The organism is Bacillus sp. NTK071 (assembly GCF_017303315.1).
GTDB lineage: Bacteria > Bacillota > Bacilli > Bacillales > Guptibacillaceae > Guptibacillus.
Map to the genome: position 1 here is coordinate 17,757 of NZ_JAFKOI010000017.1, position 19,314 is coordinate 37,070.

The following is a 19,314-nucleotide window of genomic DNA, read 5'->3' on the forward strand; positions in this document are numbered from 1 at the left end:
GGAGCGGAAATTCCCCCACTCTTATAGCAACAATCTATAAGAAAAAAGCCAAATAAAAAGATGCGCCTCAGCGCACCTTTACCCAACCTTTTTTAATTGCTTCAACAACAGCTTGCGTACGATCATTAACATTCATCTTTTGAAGAATATTAGATACATGGTTTTTAACTGTCTTCTCACTAATAAACAGATCTTCACCAATTGATCGGTTGCTCTTTCCATCTGTTAATAGCTGTAGGACTTCGCATTCTCTTCGCGTAAGAATATGAAGAGGTTTGCGATATTCAACTTCTTTATAACCAATTTGCGTAGAAGGTCTTTTTCCTTCTGTTGCAAGACGTCTGTATTCATTCACCAGGTTATGCGTAACTTTAGGATGAATGTAAGCTCCACCAGAAGCGACAACTTTCACTGCTTCAACAAGGGAGTTCGCATCCATTTCTTTAAGGAGATAACCTGCTGCTCCAGTTTTAACAGCATGCGTCACATACGTTTCATCATCATGAATAGATAAAATGATGACCTTCGTTGCTGGAACCTGATCAATGAGCTGTCTGGTTGCTTCAACTCCATTGACGTGTGGCATATTAATATCCATTAGAACCACATCAGGTTTGTAGTCTTCGACAAGACGAAGAGCGTCTCCGCCATCATCACCTTCAGCGATTACTTCAAAATCGTCTTCCATATCTAAAATACGTTTAACTCCCTCGCGAAACAAGCGATGGTCATCTATTATAACAATTTTTGTTTTAGTTTTTGCTGCATACATCGTTTACACGCCCTCCTGTTCATGTATCGGGATTCTGATTAGTATATATGTACCCTTTTTCGGTGTTGAATGAACCTGAATCGTACCATTTAATAATCCTACTCGTTCTTTCATCCCGATTAACCCAAATGATTGATCTTTCCGTTCATTTACATCAAATCCAATTCCATTATCTTCAATGGCTACCACAATCTTATCACCATCAAGACTCAGGTCAACATTTATTTCACTTGCTTCTGCATGCTTCAAAGCATTTTGAACCGCTTCTTGAACAAGACGGAATATCGCCGCTTCTAATCGAACATGAAGTCTTTGAATCCGTTCATTATAATCAAAGAAAATAATGGCATCTGAACGGTCATCTACTTTGTTCAAATATTTCAACAATGTGGGTATTAACCCAAGGTCATCCAATGCCATTGGACGAAGATCATAAATGAGTCTCCTTACTTCTTTTAATGCATCTTCAATTAAAGATCGCATGTCCTTAATTTCCTTAAAAGCCTCGTCTTTTCCCTTTTTCTCGTAAATTCGTTCAATCAACTGTGAACGCAATAGAACATTTGCTAACACCTGAGCTGGCCCATCATGAATTTCGCGCGATAGACGCTTTCTTTCTTCTTCTTGTGCCTCGATAATTCGAAGGCCATACTCTTGCTTTCTTCGAGCATCTTCAATCACTTCTCCATAAAGTCTGAGCTCCCCTCCCAAGTAACTAAGGACGGTAGAGATTTGACTCATAAACGACTCTGCTTTTTCTGAAGTGTTTTGGAGAGAACTTATACGGTTTTCGAGGTCAGAAATTTGATCTTTTAATCTAAATTCCTTCTCACTACTTACCGACAGCTGTATTTGGGCGTTTGAAGCGTCCTCATAAGCTTTTCTGATCACTGGTTCCCCATAGTCATGAAAGTTCTTACTGACCTTCACAAGCTCTGCACGAGCGATTTGATCCTGTTTAATATGTGCGTGCCTCTGGTTCTTTACGGTTTCCAGCTCTTCTCTCAATAATTGAAGCTGTTTATTAATCTCTTGGCGTTCATCATGTGAATGCTCTCCAATTTCGAACAATTTCGACTTACTGGTATTGATACTCTCCATTGTCCTGTCTAGAATGACATCTAATGCATTTGGATCCAGCTTTTGAATATCCAAGCTAACTCCTCCATTCCTTCAAGGTACGGTCATCCGGAAAAGAAAAGATAGTCCAAAAGTACTTCTTTTACAAAATTCGTATGTGACCGTCTGTTTATGACTTGAGGATATATATTTGATGGATTTATTTAAGGCACTTATAATAAGAATGACACACGCCGGTCTAATTCTTAGTGGTTCAATTATTGAATAAAAAACCACACTTCGCTAATTGGAGCGGAAGTTAACCTGCTATAGCAACAATGTCTATCAAAATAGCCTATCCTTATTCATTATAGATAACCTTTAATTATGTAGTATTCGATGATAACAAACAAATCCCTTTCATTCATAGTAATGTTCAAGGATTATCTGGAGGTTTCAACATGCTCACTTCATATTACACTGTCAAAGGTGATGGGGAAAATGAAATTGTGATTCAGAAATCACGTTTTATTGCTCACGTGAAAAGAACAACAACAGAAGAAGAAGCTCAGGATTTTATTCAACTGATCAAAAAAACCCATCATAACGCGACACACAATTGCTCTGCTTATTTAATTGGTGAGCATGATCTTATACAGAAAGCAAATGATGATGGCGAGCCTTCAGGTACAGCGGGAGTACCTATGCTTGAAGTATTGAAAAAGCGTCATCTAAAAGATACTACTGTTGTCGTTACCCGATATTTTGGAGGAATCAAACTCGGAGCCGGTGGATTAATAAGAGCTTATGGACAGTCCGTCTCGGAAGGGCTTAACGAAACAGGGATTGTTGAGCGCAAACTAATGACAAGAATGACGACAAAGATTGATTATACTTTATTAGGTAAAGTCGAAAATGAAATTCGATCATCGAATTATTTATTAGACGATATTCATTATTTAGAGCAAGCCCAACTCGTTACATTTGTGGAAAGCGGTTTTGAAGAGGCTTTTCGAGAGTGGATGACAAACCTGACAAGTGGCCAAGCCACAATCATGGAGGACGGACAATTATATAATGAATATGATGTCTAAAATGGTTACTTCTTATCATAAAAGGGTACTGGGAATTAAATGAATCGCTGTATTTCAACATGAAAGTCCACTATCAGGGGAAACTAGTAGTTAATTGACGAATTTCGGTAAAAAGGACCACAAGAAACACCTTGCAATAACTACTTATTTTGATATGATATGGAAGGAATGAGTTACTATTCCTCAATTAGAGGGGGATTTCATTGTATTCGTTAACGGAATATATTATTGCGTTCTTACTTTCAATAGGAGTTGCAATTATTGCTACACCTATTGTTAAATATTTATCACTTAAATTTAAAATTGCTGATAACCCAAATCAACGTAAGGTTCATAAAGGCCTCATGCCTTCAGCTGGCGGTCTTGCTATTTTCGCCGGTACTGCAGCTGGATTTCTTTATCTCATGCCTTATTCACCTTATATGACCGAAATCGTTATTGCTGGAACACTTATTATTGTCCTAGGTGTCTTTGATGATAGATTTGTTATTTCACCCAAGGTAAAACTAATTGGTCAAATTATTGCAGCTGTTATCGTTGCAACCTCAGGACTGCAAGTCGAGTTCGTTTCACTTCCATTCGTTGGTCGAATAGAATTTGGCTTTATGAGCTTCATTATTACAGTTCTTTGGATTGTAGGAGTCACGAACTCCATTAATTTAATTGATGGATTGGACGGATTAGCTGCAGGCGTATCCACAATTGCTATAGGATCTATATTAACCATGGCTGTACTTGATCAACAGTTAGTTGTTATTGCCCTTGCCGTAATCCTCATTGGTAGTACGCTCGGATTCTTGATCTTTAATTTTCATCCAGCCAGTATTTTTATGGGTGATACAGGAGCACTTTTTCTTGGTTTTTCTATATCGGTCATTTCGATGTTAGGATTATTCAAAAGCGTTACAGTATTCAGCCTTATTATACCCGTCATTATTCTTGCAGTTCCCATATTTGATACATTCTTCGCTATCATAAGAAGAGTTATGAAAAAGCAAAAAATATCTACTCCAGATAAATTTCACATTCACCATTGTTTATTGGCAATCGGTTTTTCACATCAATCTACGGTCATTATCATTTATCTACTGAGCTTTTTCTTTGGAGTATCAGCCATTCTTTTCTCGGCATCTACACTTTGGGGATCACTCTTCTTACTGATCTTACTTTTAGTTGTTATCCAGTTTACTGCTGAGCTTATCGGTGTTATCGGGAATCAGCGTAAACCACTGATTAATACTCTCAAGAAAATTTTGATCTTTACAAGCACGATGAAACGTTAAAAAGCATCCGCACATGTGCGGATGCTTTTTATTATTGGCTATTGAGTTAAAAACGAATCATTGTGTAAGAATTGCGTTTAGCTCCTGACTGACTGAAGAAATACTCTCATCAGTTGGGATAAAGTAATACACACCGTCTAATCTTTGATCCGTACCATCGAACGTAAGGCTTTCAATGTTGGATGAGCTAACACCTGAGTACGCTTTTTGCAAAGCAAACAATTCAGTTGGCTTCAGGTTCGTTTCTATGTTGTTACCGATATGCTGTGCGATATCATCTAGCTTCATTAAACCAGAAGCTGAGGAGACTTCATCCATAGCAGCTTTAATGACTTGTTTCTGTCGATCGCTTCTTCCGAAATCGCCTCGTGGATCACTTTTCCGCATTCTCGCATACGCCAAAGCTTCCGTCCCGTCAAGATTCATTGGACCTTCCTTGAACTCTGCTCTGCCACCTGGGACATCTGTGTGGGCAATGAAGTCAAATGGAACGTCGACAGTTATGCCTCCGATTTCATCAATAACATCTTTAAATCCTTCGAAGTTTACTTTTACATAATAATCAATTGGTATATTAAGAAAGTTCTCTACTGTGTTAATTGTCATTTCGGTTCCACCATAAGCGTGGGCATGAGTAATTTTATCTTCGATTCCCTTACCGACGATTTGTACTCTTGAATCGCGAGGGATACTTAGTAATTTTACTTTTTTCGTATCTGGATCGATCGTTGCGACCATCAGCGTATCTGTACGTCCATTCTCGCCGCCTGTTGAGTAATCTTCAATACCCATAATAAGGATCGATATAGGGTCTTTCGTAACTGCGACCTGTGCATCTCGTAAAGCTGATTTTTCGCCTCGTGAGAGCCCCTGATAGGAGCCTGAAGCGGCATCATAGGCGTTATAAGCAAGATATGCGCCATATCCGATAAGGATCAAAACAACGAGAAGTACAAATGTTAAAAGCCTGCGAAAAAAACTCTTTTTTCGCCTTCTTCTCATTCTTGATTGCTTCTTTTTCATTATTCATTCCCCGTTCCAAACTCATTCTTTACCGTTACCTGCGTAACAAAGCATGGTAAAATTCAAGCAGTTTTTTTTCTTCGCATGACCAATTATACTTATTTTCAAAGGCTTTTCTAGCGTTTTCGCCGAGTTGTGCCGTTTCGTTAGGTTGATTTAATAGTTGTGTGATTTTTGCCGCAATGTCTGCAGAATCTTCAGGATTAATAACCAGTCCACCTCGACTATCCTCAATCACCTTCCTATAATGAGGAAAGTGTGAAGCAATAATCGCATTGCTTGCCGCCATGTATTCAAATAACTTGTTAGGTAGAGCTACAAGATGATTCGGATATGGCAGATAAGGGAGAATCCCAATTGATGAGCGATCAACATAAGAGGATATTTGTTCGTAGGGTACCCTGCTTATGAAGGATACATTCTCTTCAATCCCCTTTTCACCAATCAGATTATATACTTCTTCTTTAAACGCATCCGATTCAAAACTTCCTAGAAAGAGAAGCTTTGCTTGAGGGACTTTGTCTACTACTTTGCTAAAGCCACATAAAAGCTCAAGCACTCCTCTTATCTTTGTAATTCCACCTAAATAAATAAGTTGATCAGGATCTTTCTCTCTCATTCCTTCTGGAAACATTCCTTTAAGCGGATAATTCTCGATTTTGCATCCATTATAAGATGCATATCGGCGACCAATTTCCTCCGTTGTATAGATCACACCGCTTATTTTCATAAGCGCGATTTTTTCTACTGCAATATAAGCAAATTTCATCGGTACTTTAATGACGGAAGGAATGTATTCTCTTCCCATGATTGTATTAGGATAATGTTCATGAACATCATAAATAACGGGCTTCTTTAGCACCATTTCAATCATTACGCCTACAATCATAAGTTCTGGATCATGAAAATGGTAGATGTCCGCTTTTGTATTTTTAGCTAATTTATAAAGATGGAAAGTCGACAAAATACGTTCCTTGATGCTTGAAGGACGCTTGAAAGTGATGAGAGGGATGTCCTCAGACTCCCAAACTTCTGGTTCAGGAGCAATTAGAACAACATCGTAACCTGCACTTTTTAAACTTTTACACTGCTTGTGATAAATACGTCCATCATAAGGTGAATGGATCGAAGTGATGACACACACTTTTTTCATTGAGACCAACCTTTTACACTATAGAGAGTAGATTGCAGTAATTGCGCTAAGTTCTTCGATAGATCCTGACGGTTATACCTTACGAGCATTTTGCTTCTTACGTCTTTATCAAGCATGTCCATGATCTCAGGATTGGAAGCTGCTTCAATAACGACATTCGCAAGCGACTCAGGATTTTCCGGTTCAAAAAATAAGCCTGCATTTAAGCTTTTAACAATATCCTTTGATTCGCCACCAATTCCTAGAAGAACAGGCTTATTCATTGCAAGACAATCAAATAATTTAGATGGTATTGTGATTTCGAAAAGCGGATGATTCTTCAAAATCACTAAACAAAGATCTGCTGCTGCATAGAAGCCATTAAGCTCCTGTTTCGCTCGGCTATCCAGGATTAATACATTCTGAAGCCCTCGTTCAGCTTTGTAAGACTTCAATCGTTCTTTCTCAGCACCTTCTCCAATTAGCACAAACGTAATGGAATGGTCATTTTTAAGACGCTCAGCTGCTTCAAGAACCGTGTTCAGCCCCTGTGCAATACCCATGTTTCCTGCATAAAGAACAATGAATTGACTTTCTAATCCATATTCACTCCGTATGGCTCTTCCATCTTCAGGCACGAGATCACAGGCTTCTTTAGGGTTTACACCATTTGTAATCACATCTATTTTGTCCGCAGATATCCCTTTTTCCACAAGATAGCGCTTGTATCCATGAGTTACGACAATAATGTGATCTGCCTGGTTAAACAAGAACCACTCAAGCTTTCGTGCAAGCTTTAATAACTTTTTATTATTTATTTGATTTAAAACCTCTGCAAAATCCACCCATAGATCTCTGACTTCAATTACGAATTTTGCACGTTTAAGTTTGCTTAATACATATCCGGATAGTCCAGCAAAAAGCTGAGGTGTCGTAGCAAAAACTACATCAGGCTTGCTTACAAATAAACCTGAAAAAATGGACGTCACCATAAACGATAAATAATTCAGCATTCTACGTAGCGTACTTTTCTTCGTATCTTGTACGACAAAAGAACGAATAACCTTCAAACCAAGGTGTTTGCTGGATTTGATGAATTTTCTAGAAGACATGTGATTAGGAAAAGCAGTAACAACCGTTACATCACAACCTTCTTCTACTAAATTCATTGACATATCATAAGCACGCGCTTGTGCTGCACCAATCTCCGGGGGGAAATGTTGAGATATATATAGAATCTTCATAATAAATCCTTTCCCTCTTAACAAGAATACGACATTTAAACACTTCTTTCATTATACTTCCTTGGGAATCGAATGAAAAGTTGATTACTGAAACCATTGAAGCTGTAAAGGAAAATTTACAGCTCGTTAACAATTGTTTCTATAAGTGTGAGTTAATTTCCGCTCCAGGATGCTCGCTTTCCGCGGGGCGGGCGCTGAGCCTCCTCGGCACGCTTGGGCGTGCCTGTGGGGTCTCACCTGTCCCGCTAGTCCCGCAGGAGTCGCGCATCCTTCCGCTCCAATTAGCTAGGTGTTGCTCTTTAGTAAAAATCCAATTTCAAAAGAAACAATCTATTAGAGCAGAGCCATACTAAAAGAAGAAATCTGGTGAGGTCACCAGATTTCTTGCGTTTTGGTTAGCTTTTGAAGTAATTCATAATAGCGGGAAACCACACGGTCAATCGAATAGTTTGCACGTACTTTTGTCATGCCATTCTTTATTTGTTCACTTCGTTCATTAGGGTCATCAAGAAGACGACTTACAATAGCTGCACATGAAGAGATATCATGTAGTTCATAGGTTAGTCGTTCAAGCGTTTCGGTATAAATCTCAGGAATCGCACCAACAGATGGCGCAACAGCCGGGCAGCCACAGGCCATTGCCTCAATTAAGCTCATTCCGAACGATTCTCCTTTAGAGGTACTAACAGTGCAACCGCCACTTTGCGCTACCATAGAATAAAGTTCAGGCATTTCACTGTACTCCATACGGTCAATCCAGTTGATACTCACATTACGATTATTCACTTCTTCAAAAAAGTGCTTCGTTGCTTTCATGGAGGCAGTTTCACCACCTACAATCCAGAAAACGCAATCATCGCGATTGTGAGCCAGTTTTTCTGCTAGGTCTAGAAATCCAATCCAATTCTTATGATCATTTAACTTTCCAACCCAACAAATAATTTTCTTATTGGTTATTAGCTCTGTCTGCTTTGGAGTAAAGAGTGTCGTATCCAGACAATTCGGGATCACATAGGTCTTTTCTTCAGGTGCATGATAATCTACTATAATTCGCTCTTTACTAAATGATGAAGGCACAATGTACCCCTGAAAATCACTCGAATCTTCTTCGACTAGGTAGTTCAGCTTGTATGATATACCGTGAACTTCCTGAATAATTGGCGTTTGACACTGCTTTTCAATCAAATAGTCTGTTATTTCTTTCGTATCAATCGCAATTATTAAATCAAATTGCTGCTCGCTTATATATTCGTATATAGGAGCTGGGTCTGACAGAACTTTTAATTTATCATAATCTTTAAAAGCCGTTCTTCCCCCATGATCTGATAAAAAGATAAAGTGGGGATCGCTAACATCTCGCAAGAAACCAAGTCTGTTGGCTAGTTGCGTTGTTACACCGCCAAGCAGTAAATAGCGATAGATATATAGTATTTTCATAGATTGCCTCCCCTTCCACCTGAATGGAGACACTGCTCTAGTACATCAGCCATTGTTTCAGTGTTCGTTGAAGGTAAAAAAGCACTCTCTTGAATGAACTGACTCCCATCCTTGATATCATAAATAGGGAATACAATCGCATTCATCAATTGAATAGCGGCCGTTTCACCTTGATCATGAAGAGGTAGTATGCCACCCATCCATCTTTGTATCCGCTTCGTCACTTCATCACAATGGGTGTATTCTCGAATCTTCAATCTGCTTGAGCGAATTGGCTTTGTTTCTGGAACATTGTAGCCGATTAGTTCAATGATTAGATCTGCATTTGCTACTAGCAATTGCTTTATGATGTTGTAGTTAACATGACCAGTATCCAAATCGCCAATAAAACCTACTATTCGTTTTGTAGTCTCAGTAGTACCGCTATATTTCGGAAGACGGCTTATTTCTATTGCACTAAACGGATACCTACTCCCCATTTCAGCGATAAAGTTCTTTGGTTCAAGGGTATCAATTAAAAATGAGTGCGCTTCATTCTGAAAAGGAATACTTGATCCATTAAAATAGTAGATGCTCCATCTTTTCCATTGGAGCCTCCCCACTTTCTTTGCTAGTAGAAGATCTGGTTCTGTTATAACTAAAGTAGGTTCATTGAAGAAAGGAACCAGTTCCCAGAAATCTTTCTGAGTGATTTGCCATAATCCAGTTGATTCATTATAAATTGGTTTTATACTATGGGGCTCTTCACTAGGAACATAAATAACTTTAGCTCCTTTATTCAGAAGAGAGCGCGTTAGTTGATGAGAGAATTTCAGACTACTATCACTGTAATATTCTTTCTCACCTAGGACAATTGTTACGTTCTGTTCGCTGAAATAGTTAGACACTAATGTACGTTGTTCAATTGCTTTTGTATGTATATCGACTTCTTTTAATTGAGGGATAAGGTCTAGTTTTTCCTTTTTGGTAAGCTCCATTAACTCAATTCGGTCTTGCTGTTTTTTCCTCAAAAACGGAATACTCATTTTAAGCTTACTTTCTTCTTCTAACCGTGCTAACTCAGCATCTTTTTTATGTTGTAGTGCTTGTTGAATCTTTTCTTCTAGCTCTATATTCGTTTGATTGATCTGCTCCTTTATTTCCGTTAGGAGGTGCTCTATTCTTACTTCTGTTTCAGTTGGATCTGCGTTTCTCCCAACCCAGCTCACATAATGAGCGTCGACTCGTTTATCAAGTTCTTCAAATGTAGTAAGAAGAGATGTCCATTGCTTTGTTAAATGAACTGCTTCGTTAAGTTTCTGAGTAAGAATAATTTTTCCGTTTGGTTTAAGTAGTCTTTTTAAGTTCTCCATAACTTTAGTGTCCGTTACAACCTCAAGACGTTCATCAACAATCACCGTATCAAAATAGTTTGTAGGAAAAGAAATGTTATGTGATAAATTTCCTTCCCAAAAAGAAGAAGAACAGTCAAATGACTGATCAACAATGCCAGCGTCATCTAATTCTAATAGGTTAACCATATCTAAATCATTATCTTTGTTAATAAGAGTCAAGATTCCTGGTGACTGACTAACTTGGAGGATATGGCGACCTGAAGCTCGAGAACCGCACCATTTTAAACGGGCTATTTGAGATTTAGGCAACGAAAGACGTTTACTTTTCAGGTGTTCTAACTGATTTTTTAACATGCCATTCTCCTGTTTATACTGCTCATGCAGCTTAATAATTAGATACCATTTATTAGCATTATATATGATTCAGCATGTTCAAAAAAGGCTAGCATCCTAATTTGTTAAACTATTGACGTTATTGATTGAAAAAGCTGCCGGATTACTTATCCGACAGCTCTCTCTTTCAACGAATGTTCTAGCCCCAGAAATTACTGAGGATTTGATTCTTCTCATTCTCATCTTCAATCAGTCCATCAATATATCGGTTCTCAAATGAAGTCGACATATTATTAGAGTGAATTACCTGAACATAGTTCCTCGGCTCTAATAATTCATGTTTCAAATTATGAACGGAAAGATGACCTTTTACAGGGTGACGCTTCCCTTCAAGATACTCAGCTACATTGTAAATTAAAGTGTAGAAAGGAGGAGACTGAATCTTTGCAGTCGCCACTTTATCTGAATACTCGTCATAGAAGTAGCCAAACTGATTGATAAGAGCCTCAGTACCTTGCTGTGGTTGATGATTCTTTAGAAATTCAAAATAACCTTTATGGTACATATCATCAGAGTCAATTCGAGCAAAATAAACTTCGTCATAATCCTGAATTTCTCGTTCAAGTGTTTTGTTGTATGCATTCTTAGGCACAAACTTAATGTTTTCTGGAAGTGGATCATGTTGTTTAAGAGCGTTTAATACATGTTCTTCTGAGCGTTGATCATATTGAAGGATCGTAGTGAAGTCTTGATTTGTTTGAGCTTTAAGACTTCTACACGTATATTTCATAAAGATCCCCATGCGATGGTCAATCCATTCCTTCGTTAAACGATTGTCATTCACGTCTGTTAACGCCCAGTTATTAAATGCGATTGGTACTAAAATCTTACGTTTCACCATCATCACTCTCCCGAGAATATTCTAGTTGTTTGCTACGACATTTGCCACGATCATTTCAGCCATTTGCTGAGCACCATTTTCTTTCATAAGGGCAAGCGCATTCTTTCTCATGTCGCGATTGTTATCTTCATCTAACGCTTTTTCAATCGCTTGTTCAAAGTCAGAAGCTCCAGGCTCTCTTAACACAATAGCCGCTCCAGCATTTCCTGCAATCATTGCTCTAGCTACTTGGTCATCCGTCTTCGTGTTTTCATTTGGAATTAAGATAGAAGGAACGCCAAAGTACATTACTTCATGGAACGTGTTGTACCCAGTCGCTGTAACGATTAAATCAAACGCATTGAAATAAATTGAGTTGGGATAGTCCCTTAGCGTGAGAACACGATCCATTTTAAGATCCATTCGGTTACCGATAATGGATTCGCCAATTACAACAAAGACATCTTCTCTCTTCAGTAGCTCATTTAGCAAGATTGAAATGGTCGAATGGATGTCGTTGATTTTACCTGCACCTAGTTGCACGTACACCATCTTCATGCCTTCTGGAATATTCCACTGACGACGTACGCTTTCTCTGTCCTTAAGTTCTTCTCGGTCAAGATAAAGCACTGGCTCACAGTATGTTTTAATGCCCTCTTTACGCAAACTGTTTTCCCCACCAGCTTCACCAGGCACATACACTTCATCAAATTCACTTTCCTTCGATTCAACAAGCTCTGCCTTTCCTTCTTTATGCTGACCTCGTTTAACCCAAATTTTCCTAAGACCATCTTTTTTACGCATGGAAGCAACAAGCCCTGCATATGGAAATGCACCATCAAACACAATCGTTTCTGGTTGGTGGATACTAATGACTGTTTCAAGATGGTCACGCAACATAGCATTCCATTGTTTCGCACTCATTTCTTTTGGAAATAGCATTTTCGAAGGTAAATGATACCCAAGAAAACCTTCCTGTAGAATTAGGTGCATGGCTGAACTTGTTGTGTGGAAAATGATTTTCTTTGAAGGATCAATACGCTTCACTCGTCTTGCTATCGCAAGCAAGCGAGTCAAATGACCGAGTCCAGCACCGTTTGTAGGGACAAAAAGAATCGCGTTGCCATCATCAATCGGTTCAACTTCAAACGATCCTGATCCATTTTTAATACGCCCTAATTTACCATTCTTCGCATCACGGTAAATTTGAAGCAAGCGCTTCGGAAGGCGAATGGCTCGACCAAAGGATTTCGAAGAACCCATAACAGCATCACCAATTAGGTACCTTGCGGATGCATTGGAATTCATATGGTTAACGATATGTTGCGCTCGATTATATTTCTGGGTTACTTGCGCAAGCTGTTTATCTTTCTTTCTCGATTCATTGGTTACACTTTTCAACTGTTCGTTGAGTTCGCGAATCTGGAATTGCTGTTGAATAACCTGATCAAGATTTTGATTCGCTACAGCTTTCGCAATAACGTCTTCCTGGTCTTCACTTTTCGTTTGTACTTCCTGCTCGCTTACACTCAACTTTTGAAGAGCTTTCTCCAATTTGAGAATGGATGCTAGCAGGTCGCTTGTCACTTCTTGCTTAATACGGTCTTTTGACACGACAGTACGTGGTTCACCAAAGAAGTAGAAATAACCGTCTTCGAAGCCCATTGAAGTTGCAACAAAAAATTGATTTAAACAAAGCACAACTTCTGAAATGTCTTCAGTACCACTATTCAAAGGTAATTTCACAACAAGCGACCCGTTCAGTTCTTCTGCTAGAAGTGTATAAACACCTTTCAGGAAAGCTTCTTCAAAGAAACGTTTTGTAAAAGTTCCCTCCAGAATAATCATATCCGATTTGTAAGACCTGAGCCTCTCTGGATCATAGAAATTAATCTGCTGAAGTGTTAACTTCTCCTGAAGCTCACGTGGCAATGAACGATAGGCTTCACTTTTTGATTGCAATTCCTCATCATAACGAACGAGCTCAAAGACCTGTTGATCAAGCTTTACAAGTTCCAGTGAAGATTGTGTTTCCCCATTTCCAGAAAGAACAAGAAGGGAATTTGCTTTTTTCCCGTGTGAAACCAATTTATTATTTAAGCTACCCTCATTAATAGAAACTTCGATATTTTCTGTATAAAATGGGCTAACATCAAAATTCATTCAGAATTCTCCTTTTACTTCAATTACTTTGGATTGACGCTTGAATTTTCTTCAACATTCGTAGGTAAATCAAAGTTCTGCTGTCCGCCTAAAAGCGTTACTTTACCTTTCGAATCTTTGTAGTTCTTCGTCACATTCCGTGTGTCGTATATAAGCTTCGAACGTTCGATAACATAATCATAGTCAACTGTTGTATGGTTAGTTGCAATCACAACCAAATCAGCATCATCTAGATTCTGATCGTTCAGTTCCACGGAATAAACCACTTCATCTCCATTCTTGAAGCTAGAAACGAAAGGATCATGATAATACACATGAGCACCTTTGTCTTCAAGAAGGCGATAAATTTCAAGTGCAGGAGATTCACGGAGATCATCGATATCTTTCTTATAGGCCATACCGAGAATAAAGATCTTAGAGCCTTTAATAGATTTCTCATTATCGTTCAATATATCTGCTGCCTGGTTAAGTGCGTATCTTGGCATATTACCATTTACATCACTTGCAAGCTCGATGAATCGATTGTAGAAGTTAAACATTTTTGCTTTCCAAGAAAGATAAGCTGGATCAAGTGGGATACAGTGTCCGCCAATTCCTGGTCCAGGATAAAAAGGCATATAACCAAACGGCTTGGTCGCTGCTGCATCAATCACTTCCCACGCATTAATTCCCATGCGATCACACATCATTGTAAGCTCATTAACAAGTCCGATGTTTACACTACGGAACGTGTTTTCAAGTAGCTTCACCATTTCCGCAACGCTTGTTGAGCTAACAGGAACGATGTTTTCGAGGAAAGAGCTATAAAGAGCAACACCAAGTTCAAGACATGGTTTTGTTGCGCCACCAAGTACTTTTGGTGTGTTCTTTGTATTGAACTGCTGGTTACCTGGATCAACACGCTCAGGTGAGAAACAAAGGAAAAAATCTTCTCCAGCACGGAAAGAAGTTTGTTCTTCAATAACAGCTTTGATTAACTCATCCGTTGTTCCTGGATACGTTGTACTTTCAAGAACAACAAGCGTTCCTTCTGTCATATACTCAACTAACTTTTCTACAACAGCATTGATATACGAAACATCTGGTTCTTTCGTTTTCGCAAGTGGTGTAGGTACGCAAATGCTTACGGCATCAAGTTTCGAGATAACTGAAAAATCATCTCCCGGGAAAAAGTTTTTACCGATGATTGCTTCAACTTGCTCATCGGAAATATCCATTACGTAACTCTTCCCTTTACTTAGGATGTCCATCTTCTCTGTAGATACATCGATTCCATATACTTCAAAGCCTTTTTGAGCCATTTCGACAGCAAGCGGAAGGCCTACATATCCGAGTCCAATAACTCCAACACGTGCATTACCTGTTTCAAACTTATTTAACAAAGATTCCTTCATCTCATTCATCCTTTATAAATGTAATAAATTCGTGTTGATTTGGGATTTCCCCACTTTTTCATACTGAAATCCAGCATTTTCTGCCTTTTCTTTGTCAATCATATTCTTAGTATCGTATAGCAAAGCATGACGCATAAGAGGCGTTAGTGCTCTAAAATCAAGCTCTTTATACTCATTGTGATCGGTCAACAGAACAAGACAATCGGCATTTTGAACAGTTTGTTCGACTGTCTCACATTGATTGTCAATTCGTTTATCTAACACATATGGATCATGAACCGAGCAGCTAATTCCCATCTCTTTTAAGTGCTGCAAAATAGTAATCGACGGACTTTCACGTGCATCGCCAATGTTTCCTTTATAAGCTAGTCCAAGCAGCGCAACTTTTGGTTTATCAATACCCTCAATACGCTCCTGGATTTGTTCTGCAATAATTTCTGGAACACCATCATTAATGGATCGCGCTGTCTTAATAAGCGTCGCATCTTCCGGACTAGCTTCAACAAGAAACCAGGGATCTACTGCGATACAGTGTCCACCAACTCCAGGACCAGGCGAGTGCACATTTACTCTTGGATGGCAGTTGGCCAATTCAACAGCTTTCCAAATATCGCAACCTACATTTTCTGCAATCCGAGCAAGCTCATTTGCAAGTGCAATATTCACATCACGATACGTGTTTTCCATTAATTTTACCATTTCTGCTGTTGTTGCATCCGTTTGGTGGATAATTCCTTTTACAAAGATTTTGTAAATTCGCTCCGTCATGATACTCGACTCAGCATTAACTCCTCCAACAATGCGGTTATTATTAACAAGTTCCTCTAGCAGCTTACCAGGTAAGACCCGTTCAGGAGAGTAAGCTACATGAAGATCCTTACCAACTTTTAACCCTGTTTCCTCAAGAATAGGGGCAAGAACCTTTAACGTTGTTCCAGGTGGGCTTGTTGATTCAAGAACAACAAGATTTCCCCTTTCTAGAAATGGATTGATCATCTCTGTAGCAGACCTAACATAGTTCAAGTTTGCACTTTTGTCAGGATTAACAGGTGTCGGTACTGCAATAATAAAGCCATCTGCAGGTACCGGCGTTGTGCCAAACGTTAAGTTACCAGAATCAATCGCTTCGATAAGCATATCGCCTAGTCCAGGCTCTTCAATATGAAGTGCCTTATTCTGTAACGTCTCAACTACTTGCTCATTTATATCGACACCATGGACCTGAACTCCATGCTTTGCGAACATCACAGCAGTAGGTAGGCCAATGTATCCTAAGCCCATTACGACAAGTTTCATAATTTACAACTCCTCACTTACGGTCCTCAATTTCAGAATTAGCGCTGCGTTTGTGTTTCTTTTAAGGAAGCAGCTCATTGTACATATGAATGAGCTTGCGTGATTCATTTGGCCAATTCAACACTTTACTTGCTTCGTGACATTTTTGAACATAATAGTTCCTTCTTTGCCCAATCGCCTTAATTGCCCTTACAATGGCCTCTTCCGTTTCGTCGATGGCTAATCCAAAATCATATTCCTCTAATAGATAGGCTTTCCCTGGATGATTAGAAGATACTACAGGGAGTCCCATAAGCATGTATTCGAAGATCTTGTTCGGTGTCGAGTAATAATTATTTTTACTAACATTCTCATACATCACGAGACCGATATCCGCTTCTTTTGTGAGTGAAAGAATCTCTGCAGGAGATACTTTAGGATGAAAGTGCACGCGAGAATCAAGTTGCTCTTCTTTAACCAGTTTTTCAAGATCTCCTTTTATGTCACCATCACCAAGTAGAACAAGATGAAAATATTCATCCAACTGCTTCATTGCTTTCACACAAAGCTCAATACCTCTATTCCTTGAGAATCCACCTTGATACAAAAGCACAATCTTATCAGTGCTTAATCCATATAGATGGTGAAAATAATGATCATTCTTTCGTTCCTTCTCATGGCGTAACAGCGGAATATTCTGCAAATAAATAGCAGCCGGTAATTCACCATACCGGCTCTTGAACTTATCTAACAAGAATGGATTAACGGAAATGAGCCGATCGACTTGTTTAAGCAGCTTTCCTTCAATAAAGTAACCGTAGCGTCTATCTAGCTTATTTCGTCCTGTCATTTCGTTAAAAAGCTCATGTGAATCATACACTAACTTACATCCAAAATGCTCAGCCAACCGTTTGCCTGCAGGAAGCGTATTTAAATCATGACAGTGAACAGCATCAATTTGATGAGACGCCATCACCTGCTTCACTTTTTTGTAGAATTCGTACCCGGCATACTGATCTTTGGCAAGTTTGATTAGTGGACTCCTCACTACTTTCGTTACAAAGGATGGCTTTCTTGATGGTCCGTTCGCCATTCCTTTCTTTGCTTGCTTTGTTGAGATCGATAACTTGATAATATCGATCAACTCATGCAAGAACGTGGGCTCAGTATCGTGCTCATTCAAGCAGCAGATCGTCACCCTATAACCACTTTCTGCAAGCGCAATAGCTTCACGCTGAACCCTCGCATCGTAATCAATGTCTTTAAACAAAACCATAAGAATCTGCTTCATTTGCGTTTAGCCTTCATAAATTCATCATACTGCTCAACGATTTCTTTTGTATCTCCCACAGCTTTCTGTTCACCGCGATGAATCCAAACAACCCGGTCGCAAATTTGCTTCACAAGTCCTGAGGAATGTGTCACAAGAATAACTGTCCGATCCTGTTGAATCTTTTCTAGAATCGCATCCTTGCATTTCTTTTGAAATGCAGAGTCTCCAACGCCCAAAACCTCATCAATTAATAAAATTTCTGGATCAAGCATGATGGCAGTCGAGAAGGCGAGTCTAGCCTTCATCCCAGACGAATAAGTTCTAACAGGCTTATATATAAAATCGTCTAACTCTGAAAACTCAATGATGGATTCGAGATTGTCATCTATCTTCTTTTTGCGATTCCCTAAAAGCAAAGCATTAAGATAGATATTCTCAATCCCTGATAATTCCGGCTGAAATCCTGCCCCAAGTGAAAGCAACATTGGACGCTTTCCTTCCACATGGTAATCGCCCTTATCAGGTTCAATTAAGCCACTCATCAGTTTCAAGAGAGTACTCTTACCCGATCCATTCCGTCCAATAATACCGAGTACTTCACCTTTTTTCACTGTAAAATCCAGGCCTTTTAACGCCCAGAATTGCTTTTTATTCTTGCTGATTAATTGTTTAATTGGATTATCTGAGTGCTCCGGATACGAAACCCATATGTTATTAAGTTCAATGATGTCCTTTTTCAATTAAATCACCTTAGCGTATTGTTTGTCGTATTTGTTCAAAATGCGAAGTCCAATAAACAACAGGACTAATGAGATAGCTAATATAATGAAGAGATTTTCCCAAAGCGGTTGTCCCTTATATAAGAAAATATTTCTGTAGGAGACTAGAAAGTCTGTGAACGGATTAAAGTAAAGCAGATCTCGCAGTCTTTCAGGAACATCTTCCATTCTGAAAAGTACTGGTGATAAATAAAGCAATGTTCGTGAAATGTATTGCATCATATTCTTGATATCCTTCATGTACACTCCGATATGAGCCATAATGATCATGATCGGGAGTAATAGAAGAAGGTTAAATACGATTAATATAAAGAAATTCAGGGCATTGACAGTTAATTCCACTCCGCTAAAGTAGAGGAATAAAACCATAATGACCGAACTTACAAGAAACTTAAATGTATTCACGCCAAGCCTAACCAAAATAAACGTTAACTTTGGCACGTATACCTGTTGAAGAATTCTCGCTTTTGACGAAATCGCTGTAGTGGCATCGACCATACATGCCGTTGCCCATTTAAGTGGAATTAACCCCGTGAATAGATAAACTGCGTAATCGTCTCCACCTCTATTTAAAATAATACCAACGAGAAAATAATAGATCGCCATATAGAGAATAGGATCAACAATCCACCATAACGTTCCGAGATACGTTCTTGCTGTATTCGATTTCAGTTCAGAAACTGTCAGATGATAAAGCAAATCTTTATTGTTTCGCCAATCATTGAGTAATTTTTTTACCATCACTTAACTCCTAATCTAACCACATTTATAGTTACAAACGTCTTGTTATATTTTATATAATTACACTTAAACCGTCTACTAAAACAGAAAAGGCTCAA

The 19,314-nt window shown here is 38.9% G+C and carries 16 protein-coding genes; 2 read left to right on the forward strand and 14 right to left on the reverse strand.

Annotation, left to right across the window (positions count from 1 at the left end; genetic code table 11):
• Positions 1 to 67: 67 nt before the first annotated feature.
• Positions 68 to 772: a response regulator gene (locus tag JI666_RS18260; protein WP_048311681.1), complete on the reverse strand. Its 705-nt coding sequence runs from the start codon at positions 770 to 772 to the stop codon at positions 68 to 70.
• A 3-nt stretch (positions 773 to 775) separates the two neighbouring features.
• Positions 776 to 1,927 (reverse strand): sensor histidine kinase, encoded by a 1,152-nt coding sequence (locus JI666_RS18265; RefSeq protein ID WP_206894467.1) that lies wholly within the window; start codon positions 1,925 to 1,927, stop codon positions 776 to 778.
• A 365-nt stretch (positions 1,928 to 2,292) separates the two neighbouring features.
• Here JI666_RS18265 and JI666_RS18270 point away from each other — a divergent pair, with 365 nt between their 5' ends.
• Together JI666_RS18270 and JI666_RS18275 are read left to right on the forward strand one after the other, a co-directional pair.
• Entirely contained in the window at positions 2,293 to 2,925 is a 633-nt protein-coding gene (locus JI666_RS18270) for a YigZ family protein (RefSeq protein WP_206894469.1), read from the forward strand.
• A gap of 203 nt (positions 2,926 to 3,128) precedes the next feature.
• Positions 3,129 to 4,208, forward strand: coding sequence for a glycosyltransferase family 4 protein (locus tag JI666_RS18275; RefSeq protein WP_206894471.1), 1,080 nt, complete (start codon positions 3,129 to 3,131; stop codon positions 4,206 to 4,208).
• A 57-nt stretch (positions 4,209 to 4,265) separates the two neighbouring features.
• On the opposite strand, the gene JI666_RS18280 is transcribed toward JI666_RS18275, so the two are convergent.
• The 12 genes from JI666_RS18280 to JI666_RS18335 form a co-directional block, all read right to left on the reverse strand.
• The gene (locus JI666_RS18280) at positions 4,266 to 5,231 is read right to left on the reverse strand and encodes an LCP family protein (RefSeq protein ID WP_206894473.1); all 966 of its coding nucleotides are present in this window, start codon (positions 5,229 to 5,231) and stop codon (positions 4,266 to 4,268) included.
• 34 nt (positions 5,232 to 5,265) lie between these two features.
• A complete protein-coding gene (locus tag JI666_RS18285; protein ID WP_206894475.1) occupies positions 5,266 to 6,384 on the reverse strand; it encodes a glycosyltransferase family 4 protein in 1,119 nt (372 codons plus the stop codon).
• The gene (locus JI666_RS18290; protein ID WP_206894477.1) at positions 6,381 to 7,607 is read right to left on the reverse strand and encodes a glycosyltransferase family 4 protein; all 1,227 of its coding nucleotides are present in this window, start codon (positions 7,605 to 7,607) and stop codon (positions 6,381 to 6,383) included. The genes JI666_RS18285 and JI666_RS18290 overlap by 4 nt, the downstream gene beginning before the upstream one ends.
• A 372-nt stretch (positions 7,608 to 7,979) precedes the next feature.
• Positions 7,980 to 9,044, reverse strand: a complete 1,065-nt coding sequence (locus JI666_RS18295; protein ID WP_206894479.1) for a glycosyltransferase family 4 protein — start codon at positions 9,042 to 9,044, stop codon at positions 7,980 to 7,982.
• Positions 9,041 to 10,732 carry a methyltransferase domain-containing protein gene (locus tag JI666_RS18300; protein ID WP_206894481.1) on the reverse strand — a complete coding sequence of 564 codons (1,692 nt, stop codon included), beginning with the start codon at positions 10,730 to 10,732 and terminating at the stop codon, positions 9,041 to 9,043. The genes JI666_RS18295 and JI666_RS18300 overlap by 4 nt, the downstream gene beginning before the upstream one ends.
• A 178-nt stretch (positions 10,733 to 10,910) precedes the next feature.
• Positions 10,911 to 11,612, reverse strand: a complete 702-nt coding sequence (locus JI666_RS18305; protein ID WP_206894483.1) for a glycosyltransferase — start codon at positions 11,610 to 11,612, stop codon at positions 10,911 to 10,913.
• Between the two features lie 21 nt (positions 11,613 to 11,633).
• A complete protein-coding gene (locus JI666_RS18310) occupies positions 11,634 to 13,754 on the reverse strand; it encodes a glycosyltransferase (protein WP_206894484.1) in 2,121 nt (706 codons plus the stop codon).
• Positions 13,755 to 13,777: 23 nt separating this feature from the next.
• Complete coding sequence (locus JI666_RS18315; RefSeq protein WP_286170950.1) at positions 13,778 to 15,148, reverse strand: nucleotide sugar dehydrogenase; 1,371 nt, start codon at positions 15,146 to 15,148, stop codon at positions 13,778 to 13,780.
• A 12-nt stretch (positions 15,149 to 15,160) separates the two neighbouring features.
• Positions 15,161 to 16,444, reverse strand: coding sequence for a nucleotide sugar dehydrogenase (locus tag JI666_RS18320; protein WP_206894488.1), 1,284 nt, complete (start codon positions 16,442 to 16,444; stop codon positions 15,161 to 15,163).
• Between the two features lie 61 nt (positions 16,445 to 16,505).
• On the reverse strand, positions 16,506 to 17,714 hold the full coding sequence (locus JI666_RS18325) for a glycosyltransferase (protein WP_206894489.1): 1,209 nt from the start codon (positions 17,712 to 17,714) through the stop codon (positions 16,506 to 16,508).
• Complete coding sequence (locus JI666_RS18330; protein WP_206894490.1) at positions 17,711 to 18,436, reverse strand: ABC transporter ATP-binding protein; 726 nt, start codon at positions 18,434 to 18,436, stop codon at positions 17,711 to 17,713. Before JI666_RS18330 ends, JI666_RS18325 begins: the two co-directional genes overlap by 4 nt.
• Positions 18,437 to 19,216: an ABC transporter permease gene (locus JI666_RS18335; RefSeq protein WP_206894491.1), complete on the reverse strand. Its 780-nt coding sequence runs from the start codon at positions 19,214 to 19,216 to the stop codon at positions 18,437 to 18,439. It lies immediately after the preceding gene.
• Positions 19,217 to 19,314: the final 98 nt, after the last annotated feature.

Excerpts from the sequence above, each read along its gene's own strand:
- JI666_RS18260 (WP_048311681.1), bottom strand. The coding sequence starts at position 772 with ATGTATGCAGCAAAAACTAAAACAAAAATTGTTATAATAGATGACCAT.
- JI666_RS18270 (WP_206894469.1), top strand. The coding sequence starts at position 2,293 with ATGCTCACTTCATATTACACTGTCAAAGGTGATGGGGAAAATGAAATT.
- JI666_RS18280 (WP_206894473.1), bottom strand. The coding sequence starts at position 5,231 with ATGAAAAAGAAGCAATCAAGAATGAGAAGAAGGCGAAAAAAGAGTTTT.
- JI666_RS18285 (WP_206894475.1), bottom strand. The coding sequence starts at position 6,384 with ATGAAAAAAGTGTGTGTCATCACTTCGATCCATTCACCTTATGATGGA.
- JI666_RS18290 (WP_206894477.1), bottom strand. The coding sequence starts at position 7,607 with ATGAAGATTCTATATATATCTCAACATTTCCCCCCGGAGATTGGTGCA.
- JI666_RS18295 (WP_206894479.1), bottom strand. The coding sequence starts at position 9,044 with ATGAAAATACTATATATCTATCGCTATTTACTGCTTGGCGGTGTAACA.
- JI666_RS18300 (WP_206894481.1), bottom strand. The coding sequence starts at position 10,732 with ATGTTAAAAAATCAGTTAGAACACCTGAAAAGTAAACGTCTTTCGTTG.
- JI666_RS18305 (WP_206894483.1), bottom strand. The coding sequence starts at position 11,612 with ATGGTGAAACGTAAGATTTTAGTACCAATCGCATTTAATAACTGGGCG.
- JI666_RS18310 (WP_206894484.1), bottom strand. The coding sequence starts at position 13,754 with ATGAATTTTGATGTTAGCCCATTTTATACAGAAAATATCGAAGTTTCT.
- JI666_RS18315 (WP_286170950.1), bottom strand. The coding sequence starts at position 15,148 with ATGAAGGAATCTTTGTTAAATAAGTTTGAAACAGGTAATGCACGTGTT.
- JI666_RS18320 (WP_206894488.1), bottom strand. The coding sequence starts at position 16,444 with ATGAAACTTGTCGTAATGGGCTTAGGATACATTGGCCTACCTACTGCT.
- JI666_RS18325 (WP_206894489.1), bottom strand. The coding sequence starts at position 17,714 with ATGAAGCAGATTCTTATGGTTTTGTTTAAAGACATTGATTACGATGCG.
- JI666_RS18335 (WP_206894491.1), bottom strand. The coding sequence starts at position 19,216 with ATGGTAAAAAAATTACTCAATGATTGGCGAAACAATAAAGATTTGCTT.